This window comes from Amycolatopsis albidoflavus (assembly GCF_039525725.1).
Classification (GTDB): domain Bacteria; phylum Actinomycetota; class Actinomycetes; order Mycobacteriales; family Pseudonocardiaceae; genus Amycolatopsis; species Amycolatopsis albidoflava.
Genome location: NZ_BAAAHV010000017.1, coordinates 243,867 through 258,409, shown reverse-complemented (window position 1 = coordinate 258,409; position 14,543 = coordinate 243,867). Strand labels below are relative to the sequence as shown.

At 69.0% G+C, this 14,543-nt stretch carries 15 protein-coding genes; 7 read left to right on the top strand and 8 right to left on the bottom strand.

Features of this window, described 5'->3' with window-relative positions; genetic code table 11:
• Positions 1 to 103: 103 nt before the first annotated feature.
• The gene (locus tag ABD156_RS28765) at positions 104 to 1,066 is read left to right on the top strand and encodes a hypothetical protein (RefSeq protein ID WP_344280479.1); all 963 of its coding nucleotides are present in this window, start codon (positions 104 to 106) and stop codon (positions 1,064 to 1,066) included.
• Here ABD156_RS28765 and ABD156_RS28760 read toward each other — a convergent pair.
• Positions 1,049 to 1,882: a LysR family transcriptional regulator gene (locus ABD156_RS28760; protein WP_344280476.1), complete on the bottom strand. Its 834-nt coding sequence runs from the start codon at positions 1,880 to 1,882 to the stop codon at positions 1,049 to 1,051. The genes ABD156_RS28765 and ABD156_RS28760 overlap by 18 nt on opposite strands.
• 70 nt (positions 1,883 to 1,952) lie before the next feature.
• On the opposite strand from ABD156_RS28760, the gene ABD156_RS28755 reads away from it, so the two are divergent.
• Both ABD156_RS28755 and ABD156_RS28750 read left to right on the top strand, forming a co-directional pair.
• A complete protein-coding gene (locus ABD156_RS28755; RefSeq protein ID WP_344280473.1) occupies positions 1,953 to 2,270 on the top strand; it encodes a hypothetical protein in 318 nt (105 codons plus the stop codon).
• Positions 2,267 to 2,998, top strand: a complete 732-nt coding sequence (locus ABD156_RS28750; RefSeq protein ID WP_344280470.1) for an SDR family NAD(P)-dependent oxidoreductase — start codon at positions 2,267 to 2,269, stop codon at positions 2,996 to 2,998. Before ABD156_RS28755 ends, ABD156_RS28750 begins: the two co-directional genes overlap by 4 nt.
• 3 nt (positions 2,999 to 3,001) lie before the next feature.
• Here ABD156_RS28750 and ABD156_RS28745 read toward each other — a convergent pair whose 3' ends face one another.
• From ABD156_RS28745 to ABD156_RS28735, 3 genes are read right to left on the bottom strand one after another with little or no spacing between them, the layout of a single operon-like run.
• Positions 3,002 to 3,772 carry an alpha/beta fold hydrolase gene (locus ABD156_RS28745; RefSeq protein ID WP_344280467.1) on the bottom strand — a complete coding sequence of 257 codons (771 nt, stop codon included), beginning with the start codon at positions 3,770 to 3,772 and terminating at the stop codon, positions 3,002 to 3,004.
• A gap of 24 nt (positions 3,773 to 3,796) precedes the next feature.
• Positions 3,797 to 4,888 carry an NADH:flavin oxidoreductase/NADH oxidase gene (locus ABD156_RS28740; RefSeq protein ID WP_344280464.1) on the bottom strand — a complete coding sequence of 364 codons (1,092 nt, stop codon included), beginning with the start codon at positions 4,886 to 4,888 and terminating at the stop codon, positions 3,797 to 3,799.
• 46 nt (positions 4,889 to 4,934) lie between these two features.
• On the bottom strand, positions 4,935 to 5,723 hold the full coding sequence (locus ABD156_RS28735; RefSeq protein ID WP_344280461.1) for an IclR family transcriptional regulator: 789 nt from the start codon (positions 5,721 to 5,723) through the stop codon (positions 4,935 to 4,937).
• Between the two features lie 56 nt (positions 5,724 to 5,779).
• On the opposite strand from ABD156_RS28735, the gene ABD156_RS28730 reads away from it, so the two are divergent.
• The gene (locus tag ABD156_RS28730) at positions 5,780 to 6,670 is read left to right on the top strand and encodes a polysaccharide deacetylase family protein (RefSeq protein ID WP_344280458.1); all 891 of its coding nucleotides are present in this window, start codon (positions 5,780 to 5,782) and stop codon (positions 6,668 to 6,670) included.
• On the opposite strand, the gene ABD156_RS28725 is transcribed toward ABD156_RS28730, so the two are convergent.
• On the bottom strand, positions 6,618 to 7,829 hold the full coding sequence (locus ABD156_RS28725) for an MFS transporter (RefSeq protein WP_344280455.1): 1,212 nt from the start codon (positions 7,827 to 7,829) through the stop codon (positions 6,618 to 6,620). The genes ABD156_RS28730 and ABD156_RS28725 overlap by 53 nt on opposite strands.
• A gap of 241 nt (positions 7,830 to 8,070) precedes the next feature.
• On the opposite strand from ABD156_RS28725, the gene ABD156_RS28720 reads away from it, so the two are divergent.
• Together ABD156_RS28720 and ABD156_RS28715 are read left to right on the top strand one after the other, a co-directional pair.
• Entirely contained in the window at positions 8,071 to 9,402 is a 1,332-nt protein-coding gene (locus tag ABD156_RS28720; RefSeq protein ID WP_344280452.1) for a sensor histidine kinase, read from the top strand.
• 11 nt (positions 9,403 to 9,413) lie between these two features.
• Entirely contained in the window at positions 9,414 to 10,061 is a 648-nt protein-coding gene (locus ABD156_RS28715) for a response regulator (protein WP_344280449.1), read from the top strand.
• A gap of 45 nt (positions 10,062 to 10,106) precedes the next feature.
• Here the strand turns inward: ABD156_RS28715 and ABD156_RS28710 are convergent, their stop codons facing one another.
• Positions 10,107 to 11,795, bottom strand: coding sequence for a 2-isopropylmalate synthase (locus ABD156_RS28710; RefSeq protein ID WP_344280446.1), 1,689 nt, complete (start codon positions 11,793 to 11,795; stop codon positions 10,107 to 10,109).
• Positions 11,796 to 11,998: 203 nt separating this feature from the next.
• On the opposite strand from ABD156_RS28710, the gene ABD156_RS28705 reads away from it, so the two are divergent.
• Positions 11,999 to 12,925, top strand: coding sequence for a LysR family transcriptional regulator (locus ABD156_RS28705; protein WP_344280443.1), 927 nt, complete (start codon positions 11,999 to 12,001; stop codon positions 12,923 to 12,925).
• A gap of 1 nt (position 12,926) precedes the next feature.
• Here ABD156_RS28705 and ABD156_RS28700 read toward each other — a convergent pair whose 3' ends face one another.
• Complete coding sequence (locus tag ABD156_RS28700) at positions 12,927 to 13,640, bottom strand: GNAT family N-acetyltransferase (protein WP_344280440.1); 714 nt, start codon at positions 13,638 to 13,640, stop codon at positions 12,927 to 12,929.
• Positions 13,641 to 13,704: 64 nt separating this feature from the next.
• Positions 13,705 to 14,436: a DUF2786 domain-containing protein gene (locus tag ABD156_RS28695; RefSeq protein ID WP_344280437.1), complete on the bottom strand. Its 732-nt coding sequence runs from the start codon at positions 14,434 to 14,436 to the stop codon at positions 13,705 to 13,707.
• Positions 14,437 to 14,543 lie beyond the last annotated feature (107 nt).

Here is a 14,543-nt window from a genome sequence, read left to right as displayed (position 1 = left end):
ATGACACCCCTAGCCGCAGGACTGAACGCAATTAGCCCGACGGCTATCCGCGATCGACCTCGGACCGATGTTTCGCCCGCTCCGCAGCCTTAACCTGGTTCGCGTGATCAGGCCGGCAGTCGCTCTCTTCCTCCTCGCTCCGCTGGTCGGCGAGTACCTGCTGGGCAACACCCCGGTGACCGACGTCGGGTCGCTCTTCCTGTTCGCGCCCATGTACGGCGGCGGTGCGCTGCTGATCCGCGAGGTCGCGCGGCGCACCGGGCGCGGCTGGGCGGCGATCGTCCCGTTCGCGGCGGCGTACGCGCTGCTGGAGGAGGGGCCGATCGACATGATGCTGTGGAATCCGGCTTACGGCGGATTCGACATCGCGGCTGCGTACGCCGAAACGTACGTCCCGCCGCTGGGGACGAGCGTTCAGATGCTGCAGGACGTGCTGACCATGCACACGGTCTGGAGTATCTGCGTGCCGATCGCCGTCGTGGAAGCCTTCTGCCGGGACCGCACTCAGCCGTGGCTGGGCAAGGTCGGACTGCCGGTGGTCGCCGTGGTGTTCGTGGTTGGGTCGGCGGCGTTGTGCGCGATGCAGATCGCGTCGACGGGGTTTGTCGCTTCGGCCGGTCAGCTGGGGTGGTCGTTCGCGGCCGTCGCCGGGTTGGTCGTGCTGGGATTTTGGCTGGGCAGGAGGCCGGTGCCGCTTCGGGACGGCGTCGCTCCCGCACCCGCGGTCGTGGGGGTCGCGGCGTTCGGGGTGACGAGTCTGGTGTGGTGCCGGGAATTCCTGCCGGACTGGATCTCGCAGCGGGTGGTCGCTGCCGGGTGGTGTTTGCTGGTCGCGGCGGCGGTCGCGCTGGTGTTCCGGTGGTGCCGGTCTGCCGGATGGGGTGCGCGGCATCGGCTCGCGCTCGCCGCGGGTGCCATGGTCACCTACGTCTGGGTCGGCTGGCAGCATGCGCGCGACATGGACATTCCGCGAACGACCGCGCTGCTCGGCAACATCGGGTTCGCGATCGCGGTGGCGGTGTTGTTGCTGGCGGCGTTCAACCGAGCTTCAGCGGACCGAATCTAGCGCCGCGTTCACGAACGAAGCCACCTGCGGTCGCCGGTCCTGCTCGTTCCAGGCGAGCACCAGCTGGCTGGGCGGAGCGTCCGCGATCGGCACGCAGACGACCCCCGGCGGAACCTGGTCGACCAGCGACCGCGGCAGCACGCCGACCATCCGCTCCAGCGAGATGAGGTGCAGCAGCTGGACCACGTCCGCCACCTCGGGTCCGGTTCCCTCGACCCCGGGCACTCCTTTCCACGACGGCATCGTTTCTCCGTCCAAATCGGACAGTCGAACGGATTCGCGTTCGGCCAGCCGATGCGCGGCGGGGACGATGGCGACGCGGTCCTCGAAGTGCAGGGTTTCGTAGGCGAGCCCGGTCAGGTCGTCGAACGGGATGAACAGGAGGCCGACGTCCGCGCGTCCGCTGAGGAGGAAATCGGTGCGGTCGGCGGGGCCGCTGAACAGGATGTCGACCTGGTGGGCGTCGGGATGGCGGGAGTATTCGGCGAGGATTCCGGATAGCAGTCCGGCGTCGCCGCCCGGTTTGAGCACCAGGCGCAGGTGGCTCTCCCCGGCGCGGCGGGCGTTGCGGGCGGCGGCGCTGACCGCGTTGAGCGCGTGCCGTCCGTGTTCCTGCAGCGCCTCGCCGGCCGCAGTCAGTTCGACGTGGCGGCTGGAGCGGGCGAACAGTTGCACGCCGAGCCGGGTTTCGATGCGCTGGATCGCCTTCGACAACGCCGGCTGCGCGATCGACAGCCGCACGGCCGCCCGGCCGAAGTGCAGCTCGCTGGCGACCGCCAGGAAGTACTCGAGTTCGCGCGTCTCTAGCTCAGCCATGCCTCCAGGTTATCGTCAAATAGCGAATCGGTCTTGGACGTCCAGCCGGGATGCGGGCAAAACTTGAGGCATGATCACGCACACGATGATTGTTTCGTTCGACCGGCCGATTCCGGACCCCGAGCTGGATCAGTACCTCAGCGATATCAAACAGGCCATGCTGGCGACGGGTTTCGCCGAGACGGTCGAGACCCGGCGGCACCTGCCGATCCCCGGCGAGGACGCCATCCCGGCGCTCATCGCGACGGCGATCGTCCAGGTCACCGTCGCCGACCTCGACACGCTGGCGAAGAGCTTCACCGCGCCCGAACTGCACGAGGTGATCGACCGGTGGCAGGCGCGGCATTCGTACCGCGTGGCGTGGGCGAACCACGAGTCGCTCTCGTGAGCGGGCGGAGCGGGCTCGTCACCGGAGCGGGCAGCGGGATCGGCCGGGCGGCGGCGATCGAGTTCGCCCGAGGCGGGGCGTCGGTGGCCGTGCTGGATATCGACGAAGCTGCGGCGGCGGAGACCGTTGAGCTGATCAAGACGGACGGTGGCGAGGCATTGGCCGTCCGGGTCGACATCGGGGACGAGACCTCGGTGCAGGCCGCGATCAAACAGACGGTCGAGGCGTACGGCGGGCTCGACTTCGCGGTGAACAACGCCGGTTTGTCGTCCCATAAACGCGTCGACCAGCTGACACTCGCCGAGTTCGAGCGCGTGGTGCGGGTGAATCTGTCCGGGACCTTCCTCTGCATGAAGTACGAACTGCCGCATCTGAAGGGCGGTGCGATCGTGAACGTCGCGTCCAACGGCGGCTTGTACGCGATCCCGAACGCTCCGGCTTATGTCGCGGCGAAGCACGGGATCGTCGGCCTGACCAAGGTCGCGGCGGTGGATTACGCGGCGGAAGGCATCCGCGTCAACGCGGTGTGCCCGGGGCCGACGCGGACGCCGGGGTTCGACAAATGGGCCGGCGACCCCGACATGATCGCCCGGCAGGAGGCGATCACTCCGCTCGGCAGGCTGGCCACGCCGGAGGAAGCTGCCGCGGCCGTGGTCTGGCTGTGCTCGGACGCCGCGTCGTACGTCACCGGGACCACGCTGTCGGTCGATGGCGGACGACGGGCGTAATTCCTAGAGCTCGCCCGCCAGGAGCTGGGCGGTCTCCACCGGGGATTCGACGGGGAAGTGGTGGCTGCCGAGGTCGACCAGCTCGATCCGGACCCGGTCGCCGTAGCGGTCGATCGCCTCCTTGGCGATGATCGAGCGCACGGCGAACAGCACGACCGGCTGGGCGGCTTCGCGCAGCGCCGCGTCCATGTCCCAGCGCGCCAGGCCTTCGAGCGAGTGCAGGCCGGCGGGTTGGCGTACGGAGCCCATCTTCTTGGTGTACAAGTCCACTAAGGACGGATCGGTCCCTTCGGGCGAGCCGGTTTCGACCATGCCGCGCATCGCACCGGCGAAGTCCTCCCGGAACGGCCGCAGCAACGCCTGGACGTCCTCCTCGCTCTGCGCGGGGAACAAGTTCAAGTAGTGCAACGCTTCGAGCGCGATGACCTGGGTGACGATGTCCGGAAGCAGCCGGGCGGTCTCGACCGCGACCGCTCCGCCGAGCGAATGCCCGGCTACGACGGCGGAATCGACCGACTCGGCGGCCAGCACGGCGGCGACGTCGCGAGCGAATTCCTCGATGGTCCAGGTGTCGCGATCCGACCGCGAGTCGCCGTGCTCGGCGAGGTCGACGGCCAGCACGCGGACGTCGGACGGGAGGTGCTCGATGATCGTGTCGAAATCCCGGCGGTCGCAGCCCCAGCCGTGGATGAGCGTCAGTGCGGGCACGTTGGCGGGACCGGTTGCGGTGTAACGGATTCTCGTGCCGTCCGGCCGGATGGTTTCGCGATTCATGGTGATCTTCCTTGTCCGACGGTCTCAGAAAGCGCGGCGGTAGCGGACGGGCCAGGCGTCTTTGGGCTGGTTTCGCAAGGCGAGATACGGATCGCGCAGCAGCGGGCGCCCCATCAGGACCGCGTCGGCCTTGCCCTCGCGGATGATCCGGCCCGCGGCGCTCAGGTCGGTGATCTGGCCGACCGGCGCGACCGCCAGCCCGGACGATTCCTTGAGCGCGGCGGCGAAATCGACGTTTACGCCCTCGCGGTCCGGCGGCCGGGCGCCCCGATCGCGCACGAGCACGCCGGAGGTGACGTCGAGCAGGTCGATCCCGATGGCCGCCAGTTCCTTGGCGAACTCGGCCGCGTCGTCGGGCGTGACGCTTTCCTCGACCCAGTCGGTGGCGGTGATGCGGACGAACACCGGCTTGTCCTCGGGGAACGCCTCCCGCACGGCGCGGGCCACGCGCAGCGGGAAGCGCATCCGGTTCCGCGAACTCCCGCCGTATTCGTCGGTGCGCTGATTGGACAGCGGGGACAGGAACTGGTGCAGCAGATAGCCGTGCCCGGCATGGATTTCGACGGCCTGGTAACCGGCCAGCCCGGCCATCCGGGTCGCGTGCGCGAAGTCCTCGACCACCTGGTCAAGGTCGGCCTCGGTGGCCGCGCGGGGCATCGCGAGATTGCCGAACGGGATGGCCGACGGCGCGATCAGCTCCCAGCCGCCATCCGCGACCGGCACCGGTCCGTTCTGTCCGTCGCCGACCCACGGGACCTGGTGCGATCCCTTGCGGCCGACGGCGTTCAGTTGCACCGCGGGCATCGCGCCGTGACCGGAGACGAACGACGTCAGCTTCCGGTGCGCGACTGCCTGTTCCTCGTTCCAGAGCCCGAGATCGGCCAGGGTGCACCGGTTGTCCGGGCTGATCGCGGTGGCCTCGACCATGACCAGCCCGACGCCGCCGATCGCGCGGGAGCCGTAATGCGCCAGATGCCATTCGGCCGGCAGACCGTCCGGGCCGGCCGCGTACTGCGCCATCGGGGACATCCAGACGCGGTTGCGGAAGGTGACGTCGCGCAAGCGCAACGGGGTGGTTTCCGGGAACTCCGCGCTGGACGCGCTGAACTCGCTCATGCCACTACACGGTACGCCTTATTCCGCATCGCGGCACACGTGCTGGTCAGTCAGCGGCGAGCAGGCGGCTGATCTCGGCCGCCGCGGCCACGACCAGCGGCGCGAAGGTCTTTTCCTGCGCGCGGGTGTACCGCGTGTCGGGAACGGCGAGCGTGATCGCGGCGATGGGCTGTCCGGCCGGGTTCGTGATGGCCGCGCCGATCGACGACACCTGCGGGCGGAACCACGACGAGGACCCGTTGAGCGCGTACCCGCGCTTCGCGGCCTGGGCGATGTCCCGACGGAGCGCGGCGAAATCCGGTGCCGGAGTCTGGGCGAACTCGGGAAGTTCGTGGGTAAAAAGCTCCTCGACCTCGGATTCGTCGAGCAGCGCCATGATCGCCGTGCCGCCGGAGGTGGCGAGCATCGGCACCCGCGTGCCGACATCCAGCACGACCCGCACGATCTGGTCAGTGTCCTGGCTGGCGACGACGACGAGACTGTCGCCGTCGCGCTCGGCCAGCATGACGGTCTCGTTCGTCCCGGCCGCGAGCCGCTTGACGGTCGGGCCGGCGACCTCTTTGAGGTCCGGCTTCCCGCAGTCGCGCAACCCGAGCGCGAGCACCCTCGGCGCGACACCCCAGCGCGCGCGTTCCTCGTCCACGACTTTCAGCCATCCCGCCTGCTGAAGCGTGATCAGGCCGCGCTGGACGGTGCTCTTCGGGATCTCCGTGCAGCGCGCCAGTTCGGAGACGCCGACCGGCTGCCGCTGGGCGACTTCCTCGAAGACGCGCAGCGTGCTGAGGACACTGTTCATCGACCGGACACCCGGCTTGTCGGCTTCTTCGTCGCGCATGTGCCTCATCGTGGCACAGCGATACGATGGGGACGCGCGTCGCAAGGGGAGGAAGCATGACCGAACCGTGGCAGTGGAGCGAGCAAACCTGGCGGGACCACGTCAACCACGTGCGAGCCGGGCGGCCGTTGCGGCCGGAATCCTGGCCGGGCGGTGCGAAGGTGGCCGTGGCGTTGTCGTTCGATTCGGACCACGAGACGCTCGCGCTGCGCGAAGGTCACGTGCTGCCGGGCAAGTTGTCGCAGGGGGAGTACGGCTCGCGGGTGGGCGTGCCGCGGGTGTTGAAGCTGCTTGAGCGGTTCGGGGCGCCTTCGACGTTCTTCGTGCCCGCGGTGTCGGCGTTGCTGCACGACGGCGAGGCGAAGTCCTATGTGGACGCTGGACACGAGGTCGCGCTGCACGGCTGGATCCACGAAAGCAACGCTCAACTGCCGCCTTCAGCCGAGCGTGAGCTCACCTTCCGGGCCGCGGACACCTTGGAGCGGCTCACCGGCACGCGTCCAGTCGGCATCCGCACCCCGTCCTGGGACTTTTCCGAAACCACTCTCCCGATCATCCGCGAACTGGGCTTGGCGTACGACTCGTCGCTGATGGCGGACGACGACTGTTACGAGATTCTCGCCGATGGCCAACCGACCGGCGTCGTGGAGCTTCCGGTGGAATGGATCCGCGACGATGCGCCGTACTTCGTGATGGATCGCTTCGGTTCGCAGCGCCCGTACACCCCGCCGCGGGGAGTGTTGTCGATCTGGCGCGACGAGTTCGATCTGGCTTTGGCCGAGGGCGGCCTCTTCCAGCTCACGATGCATCCGCACGTCATCGGACATCGTTCCCGGATCGCGATTCTCACCGAACTGCTGGAGCACATCGCCTCGCACGACGGGGTCTGGTTCGCTACGCACGCTCAAGTCGCGGCTTACGTTTCGGAACCCGTCGCCAGTGAATAGCCGCCACGACAACGCCGACGACCGCGGCTAACGCTCCGGAAAGGACGAACGTCGTCCCCATCCCGACGGCGTCGATCACCGGCTGCGCGATCAGCGGCGACGAGAACTGGCCGAGGAACAACGCGGACGTCAGCAATCCCAACGACCTCGTCCGCACGCCGGGGGCGGCCGTCGAGACCAGCCAGCCGTTGACGGTCGGGTTCTGCAGCCCGATCCCCAGCCCGACCACGACCATGCCCAGCGCGGCGGTCCACAACGCGCCCGCGGTGCCGAGCACGACCAGCCCGACGGCGAACGCGGCGAACATCGTGATCGCCAGCATCGGGAAGGACCACCGAGCGCGCAGCCGGCGGAAGTTCAGGCCCACCAAGGTCATCACCAGATTGACCGCGGCGATCAACGCTCCCGCGGCGGCCGGTCCCGCGCCGCCGACTTCGGCCAGCCAGAACGGGGCCTGCGTCGGAACGGTGTAGAAGACCACGACGCCGATGAAGATCAGCGCGTACAACCCGAGGAGCCGTGGCTGCCACGGCGACGCGGCCGTGGTGGTGTCCGTCGGATCGGCTGGCTGGACGGGTGCGTCCGGCACGAATCGCAGCACTAGGGCCAGCATCGGAATCGCCAGGAGGTAGATAGCGAACGGCCCTCGCCAGTCCACGGTGGCCAGCAATCCGCCGAGCAGCAGGGCGACGACACCGCCGAAACCCATTGCCGCGCCTTGCAATCCGAGCACCCGGCCGTGCTCGTCGGCGTGGTGGTGATCGGCGATCAACGCGGTCGAGGTCGTCATGATCCCGGCGATGCCGATCCCGAGCACGGCCCGTCCGACGAGCAACGCGGGGAGCGAATCCAGCAGCAGACCGGACCCGCCGCCGACGGTGTAGAGGGCCAGACAGGCGAGCAGCACCGGCACGCGTCCGGTCCGGCCGCTCAGCTTGGCCAGCAACGGCGCGGACACCATGATCGCCAGCCCGGGCAGCGTGAGAACCAGCCGAACGAGAAGTTCCGCGTGCGGTTCGGCGGAGAAGTGCTGTTGCATGCCGGGCAGCGCGGGCGTGATCGTGGCGCTGGCCATGATGGTCATGGTGCTGACGCCGAGCAGCGTCGCCAGCAAGGACTTTGGTGGGCGCCGCACTTCGGCGTCAGTCGTTTCGGTCACGACGCCGAAGGTAGAACTTCAACCTAACTCGAAGTCAACGCCGCGACCGCGCTGGAAAAGATGGTTGGCCCGAGCTTGGCGGTCACGCGGTGGACCTGGCAGGGCACGGCCAGCTCGGGGCGGCGGATCTCCTGGTGCTCGTCGAGATGGGCAAGCCGCCGCCCTGGTATGCCTAGCCCTACCTTCGAGACTACGGACAAACCGATCGAAGCCGGACCGCGCGCTGGCTAATCTGGATCACGTGGCTACCGTCTCTCCCACCGCGAAACCGCGCACCGTACTGGATGCCTTGGCGCGGCGGACGTTTCTGATTTCCTCCTGGCCGTGGCGGGCGTTGCTGTACGGGCTGAGCACCGGTCCGATGACGCTGCTGTTCGGGCTTCCGTTCGGGTTCTGCCTGCTGCCGCTCGCGGTGCTCGTCAACCGCGTCGTGCACGGGCAGACCTCGAACCTCGCGCTGGTCGCGGTGTTCTCGGTGTTCGGCATGCTGCTGTTCCTGGGCGCGGGCCCGGCGTGGGCGGCGGTGGTGGCCGGGGTCGAGCGGCAGCGGCTGCGCATGGTCGACCTGAATCCGGTGACTGTCCCCTGTGGACCGACCAGCGAACCGGGCTGGTGGCCCCGAATGCGGGCGCGCTACACCGAACCGGCGTCGTGGCGTGAACTCGGCTACGCGGTTCTGCTGTGCACCGCGATTCCCGCGTTGTACGCGGTGGCGGGCATGGTCGCGTTGTTCGCGGTGGTTTTGGCGGCCAGCCCGCTGCTCGTGAACGCGAACGACACGATTTCCATTGGCTTCACTGAGGTTTCCACTCCGGGCGGGGCCGTTCCGTACGCGCTGGCCGGTGTGGTTTTGCTCGTACTGTCGGGCTATCTGCTGTCCGGATGCGCTGGCCTGCACGCGATGTTGGCGCGTTCGCTGCTCACCGACGGCGCGGCCGAAAAGCTGCGCGGCGAGCTGACCGAGGTGTCGCAATCCCGAACCCGGCTGCTGTCGGCGTTCGACGCGGAACGCAAGCGCATCGAACGCGACCTGCACGACGGGGCGCAGCAGCGGCTGGTCGGGCTGAGCCTGCAACTGGGGCTCGCGAAGGTCGATCTGCCACCGGATTCGGAGGCGGCGAAGGCGGTGTCGGACGCGCATGATCAGGCCAAGAAGCTGATGGTCGAGCTGCGTGAGCTGATCAACGGAATCCACCCGCGGGCGCTCGCCGAACTCGGGTTGCCCGCGGCGTTGGAGGAACTTGCGGATGGTTGCGCGGTGCCGGTGACCGTTGATGTCGCGGTGCCGTCGCGGTTGCCGGAGTCGGTGGAATCCACCGCGTACTTCGTGGTGGCCGAGTCGCTGACCAATGTCGCCAAGCATTCCGCGGCCAGCTGCGCCTCGGTGACCGCCAAAATTGTCGGTCGGGTCCTTACTATTGAGGTATGGGACAACGGGGCGGGAGGTGCTGATCCGGCACGTGGGACTGGGATCACCGGGTTGAGCGACCGGGTCGCGGTGCTGGGCGGCCGGATGTGGGTGCGCAGTCCGGTCGGCGGGCCGACCGTCGTGCGAGCGGAGCTGCCGTGCTGAGGGGAGAACCGATGCGGGTCGTCCTCGCCGAAGACGAGGTGCTGCTGCGCGAGGGATTGTGCGGGTTGCTGCAACGGTTCGGCTTCGAGGTCGTCGCCGCGGTGGGCGATGCCGAGGCCTTGCACACCGCCGTGCGGGAGCACGATCCGGACCTGGTGCTCACCGACATCCGGATGCCGCCCGGACATTCGGACGAGGGCCTGCGCGCCGCGGTCGAGCTGCGGCGCACGCGGCCGGAGCTGGCTGTGGTGGTGCTGAGCCAGTACGTCGAACACCACCACGCGGCCGAGCTGCTCGACTCCGCCGAGGGGCGCGGGGTCGGCTACCTGCTCAAGGACCGGGTGGTCGACGTCGAGGAATTCGTCGGGACGCTGCGCCAGGTCGTCGACGGCGGGACGGCGGTGGATCCGCAGGTGGTGCGCCAGCTGCTGCGCCGGCGGGCCGATCCGCTGGCCCGGCTGTCGGCGCGGGAGCGGGAGGTCCTGTCGCTGATCGCCGAGGGCCGCTCCAACGCCGCGATCGCCCGGCTGCTGGTGGTGTCGGACGCGGCGGTGGGCAAGCACGTCGGGAGCATCCTGTCGAAGCTCGACCTTCCGCCGACAGATGACGGGAACCGGCGCGTGCTAGCGGTGCTGGCGTTTCTTCGCGGGGGTGCCTGACGCGGTGCGAGCGCAGCACAGTCTGCGCTCGCACCGCGTCAGCGATTAGGCGGCGTTCACCACTGCGGTCAGGCTGGCCGCGAGCACGGAACGGTCTCGCCCGGCCGTCCATTGTGTACCGCTGTCAGTGCGGTACTCCAGCAGTGTCAACGCTTCGCTGGAGTTGCCGGAGCCGATGCTCGTCTGGTGCAGCGCCACGATGTCGACCTTCCGCCCGTGCGCGCCGAGTGCGGCGGTGAGCGCTTCGACCGGCCCCGTTCCAGTGTGCGTGGTGGTGTACTCGGTTCCGTCGACCCGCAGGGTGATGCTGGTGTGTTCGTCGGCCGAGTTTTCGAAGCGGGACAACGTGATTGCCGGGTTCGGCTGGAGGTAGACCGCTTCGAACAGCTGCCACAGTTCGGTCGCCGTCACCTCGTGGCCGGAGTCGTCGGTGTGGCCCTGGACGCGGCGCGCGAAGTCGATCTGCAGGCGACGAGGCAGCGCGATGCCGTACTCGCTTTCCAGCAGATAGGCGATTCCGCCCTTGCCGGACTGCGAGTTCACCCGGATCACGGCGGCGTAGTCGCGACCGAGATCGGCTGGGTCGATCGGCAGGTACGGGACGCGCCAGTCGAGTTCCCGCGCGGGCACGCCGGTTTCCGCGGCGCGCGCGTGGTGTTCGGCGAAGCCCTTCTTGATCGCGTCCTGATGAGTGCCGCTGAACGCGGTGTGCACGAGGTCGCCGACGTACGGATGCCGCGCGTGGACCTCGATCCGGTTGCAGTATTCGACGGTGCGGCGGATCTCGTCGATGTCCGCGAAGTCGATCATCGGGTCGACGCCCTGCGCGTGCAGGTTGAGCGCCAGTGTCGCCAGGTCGACATTGCCGGTGCGTTCGCCGTTGCCGAAAATGCAGCCCTCGACGCGTTCGGCCCCGGCCAGCACGGCGAGTTCGGCGCACGCGACGCCGGTGCCGCGGTCGTTGTGCGGGTGCACGGACAGGATCACCGAATCACGGCGGGCGAGGTTGCGGTGCATGTACTCGATCTGGTCGGCGTACACATTGGGCGTCGCGATCTCGACGGTCGCCGGCAGGTTCAGGATCACCGGACGGTCCGGGCTCGCCTGCCACGTCTCGGTGACCGCGTCGCAGACCTCCAGCACGTAGTCGGGTTCGGTGAGGTTGAAGACCTCGGGCGAGAACTCGAAGCGGACGTTCGGCAGGTCGCCGGCCGCGCGCAGAACGTCGCGGGCGCCGTCGAGGATCAGTTCCTTCAGCGACGCCTGATCGTGGCCGAGGACCACTGTGCGCCAGGTCGGCGCGGTGGCGGTGTACAGGTGGATCACGACGTCGTTGCGGATGCCGCGGATGGACTCCACGGTGCGCTCGATCAGATCGCGCCGCGCCGGGGTGAACACGACGATGGTGACGTCGTCCGGGGCCAGATCGGTGTCCGCCAGCAGCCGGACGAAGTCGTAGTCAGTCTGCGAGGCGGACGGGTAGCCGACCTCGATTTCCTTGTACCCCATGCTGATCATCAGCTCGAAGAACCGGCGTTTGCGCGCCGGGTCCATCGGCTCGGCCAGCGCCTGGTTGCCGTCGCGCAGGTCGACCGGCACCCAGAGCGGGGCGCGGGTGATCCGGTTGCCGGGCCAGGCGCGGCCGGTGTTGGGGACGTCGACGCGCTGGTAGACGTCGCGGTAGCGGTGCGACGGCATGCGGGAGGGTCGCTGCCGGTTCCAAACGGTGTTCATCTGCGGTCCTTCAGGTGGTCGGAAGCCGACCGGCGCGCGTGCTCGCCCCACGGCGGGGGGCCGGTCCGGTCAGGCCCCGCCGTGGCGGCGAAGGAGAAGGAAGCGCGTGAACATCGAGGCGGAGCGTAGCACAACTCCTCAGACAAGTAGCGGGGTTGGGGCAGATCGCCGCGGCGGGCGGCGCGAGCGCTTAGGATTGGCCCGTGGAGCTGGAATTCGTGCGGACCTTCGTCGCCGTCGTGGACGGAGGGCAGTTCCAGGAAGCGGCCGCGGAGCTGGGGATCACGCAGCAAGCCGTGTCCAAACGCGTCGGTGCGCTGGAGCGCGAGCTGGGGGTGCGGTTGTTCACCCGGACCGCGCGCGGGGCCCGGCTGAGCAGCGATGGCGAGGCGTTCCTGCCGCATGCGCGGGTGCTGCTCGACGCGGAGAAGCGCGCGCTCGCCGCGGTGCGTCCGGAGAAACGCCCGCTGCGGGTGGACGTGCTGAACCGGCGAACCAGGTCGGCGCAGCTGGCGCTGGGTTTCCACCGGGCGTTCCCCGAGGTTGCGCTGGAAGTCGTGACCACGGGCGCCGAGCTGAGCTTCGACGCCGCTGTCGCAGCGGTCGCCGCGGGTTCGGTCGACGCGGCGTTCCGCGGGGTGCCGAAGCGCGACCTGCCGGGCGGCGTGACGAGCGGAGTCGTGGACTACGACGCACACGAACTGCTGGTCGGCCCACGACACCCGTTCGCTGATCTGCCGTCGGTGCCGATCGCGAAACTGGTCGGCCACCGGATCTGGATGCCGGGGCTGTCGGCGAGCACAGAATGGGGCGCGTACTACGCGGAGCTGTCCGAGGCGTTCGACCTGACCATCGACGTGTCCGGTCCGGTCTTCGGCAACGAAACGATGCTGGACGAACTCGCGACGTCCCCGGAGCTGTCGACCTTCGTGGGCGCTGGCTCACGGTACTTCTGGCCGGACGAGTACGACCTCCGCCGGGTTTTGGTGGTCGACCCGACGCCGGTGTACCCGATGTCGCTGCTGTGGCGGCGGGAGCCCGCGCATCCGGACGTGCTGAAGCTGCGGGATCACCTGGTGACAGGACCGGAGCCAGGGGACGGGGTTTGGCTGCCTGGCTGGGAGCAGTAGGTCAGAGCGGGTGTTCGTACCAGACGTTCGGCTCGACGTACACGCCCAGATCCTGCTCCGTCGACGCCAGCACCGGCGCGATTCCGCCCGGTACGACTGTGTGTCCGTCGCCGAGGCGGACGCCGGTCCACTGCTCCCACTGTGCGAGCGTGCCGGTGACGGTCATCGCGAACGGCGCGATCTTCCGGAACTCCGCGCCGAGTCGCTCGTGACTGCGCAGCCAAGGATCGGCGCCCCGGCCTAGGTAGTCCACAATGGACTCCAGGGGCGGCTTGCCGGTCGGCCGCACCGGCACGACCAGCCGGGAAAGCCCGGCCCGGCGCGCTCGGTTCTTCAGCTCGGCGAGCGCTTGTGCGGCAATCCCTTGCCCGCGCGCGGATTCCGCGACGTACACCTCCAGCGCGACCAGCGTGGTCGGCTCCCGGCCGTCGAGGTGGTCCTCGGCAGCCCAGACGAGGGCACCGTCCCAGCCGTGGTCGGGCAGCTCGGGCCGTTCCGCGGCCGGAAAGGCGACGGGGATCGCCGCCGCGCGCGCGACAGGAACCTCGCCGTCGAGGAGGACCAGGAAGAACTCGGGCCAGTGCGCGGCGATCCGTTTCGAGCTGGCCAGCCCGGCGGTGAGACCTTGGCCGAGGAACTCTCCGCCGACGAATCCCAGCTGGAGCGCGGGGATGCGCAGGTCCGGCCGGGTGGCAAGGTCTTCGAAGCGAATCATGCGGTCTCCCATCACCGCCCCGGGAAGGTTCCCCTCGCGGACCGCGGCTCAGGAAGCGGTGACCTCACCGAACCGGAAGCGCCGACCTTCGCCTCCCCAGCGCCGCCGGGTCCAGATTCGCCCGGGTCCCTGCCCGATGCCCCTCCCGGTACCCCGACCCGGACAACCGCCGTGGCGCGGCCGAGCGCAGGTCTCCGTACTCGCGGTCAAAAGCCTGCTGCACCAACGCCGTCCGGTCCCGCACCACCAGTTCCGCCGACTTCCCGCCGGCGACATCGGAGTACGTCCGCGCGGCGTTCTCCTCCGCCACGCTCAGCCGCTCGTGCACCGCACGCGCGAAACCGTGCAGCCACGTCCGCCGATAAGCCGCCAGCGATTCGCGGAACACGCGTTCCTCGGGGCGCACCCGCGTGAGCTGAGTGCTCGCCTGCAGCAACAGGCTGGTGAACAGCAGCTCGACCCGCGCGAGATCGGTGCGGAAGCCGAACACGGTGACCTCTTCGACGCCTTGGCCGACTCGGTGCAGCAGGGTCCGGCAGCGCAACGGATAGGCGATGCTGGTGAGCAGGCTGGCCTTGTCCCGGCTGTACGGATTGGCGATCGGCAGCCTCAGCACGGTGATGTCGTCGCCGCTTTGGCCGGACGCGGCCAGCATCGCGTTGTCGATCCCGTGCCGCGCGATCAGTTGCGCCGCTTTGGTGTTGTACAGCTCGGCTTCGGCGGGCGTGACGGCCGGGTCCTCGGCCTTGGCCAGCAGCTTCCGCACGCGCTCCAGCAACGTGTCGTGGTCGGGCATGACCCCCCTCTCCAGCAGGCGCGGCCCGTGCGGACCGGCATGGGGTGCACGGTAGGCGTGGGGTACGACAATATTCGATCAGATGTTCGGGAGTGACACTGGGCGCC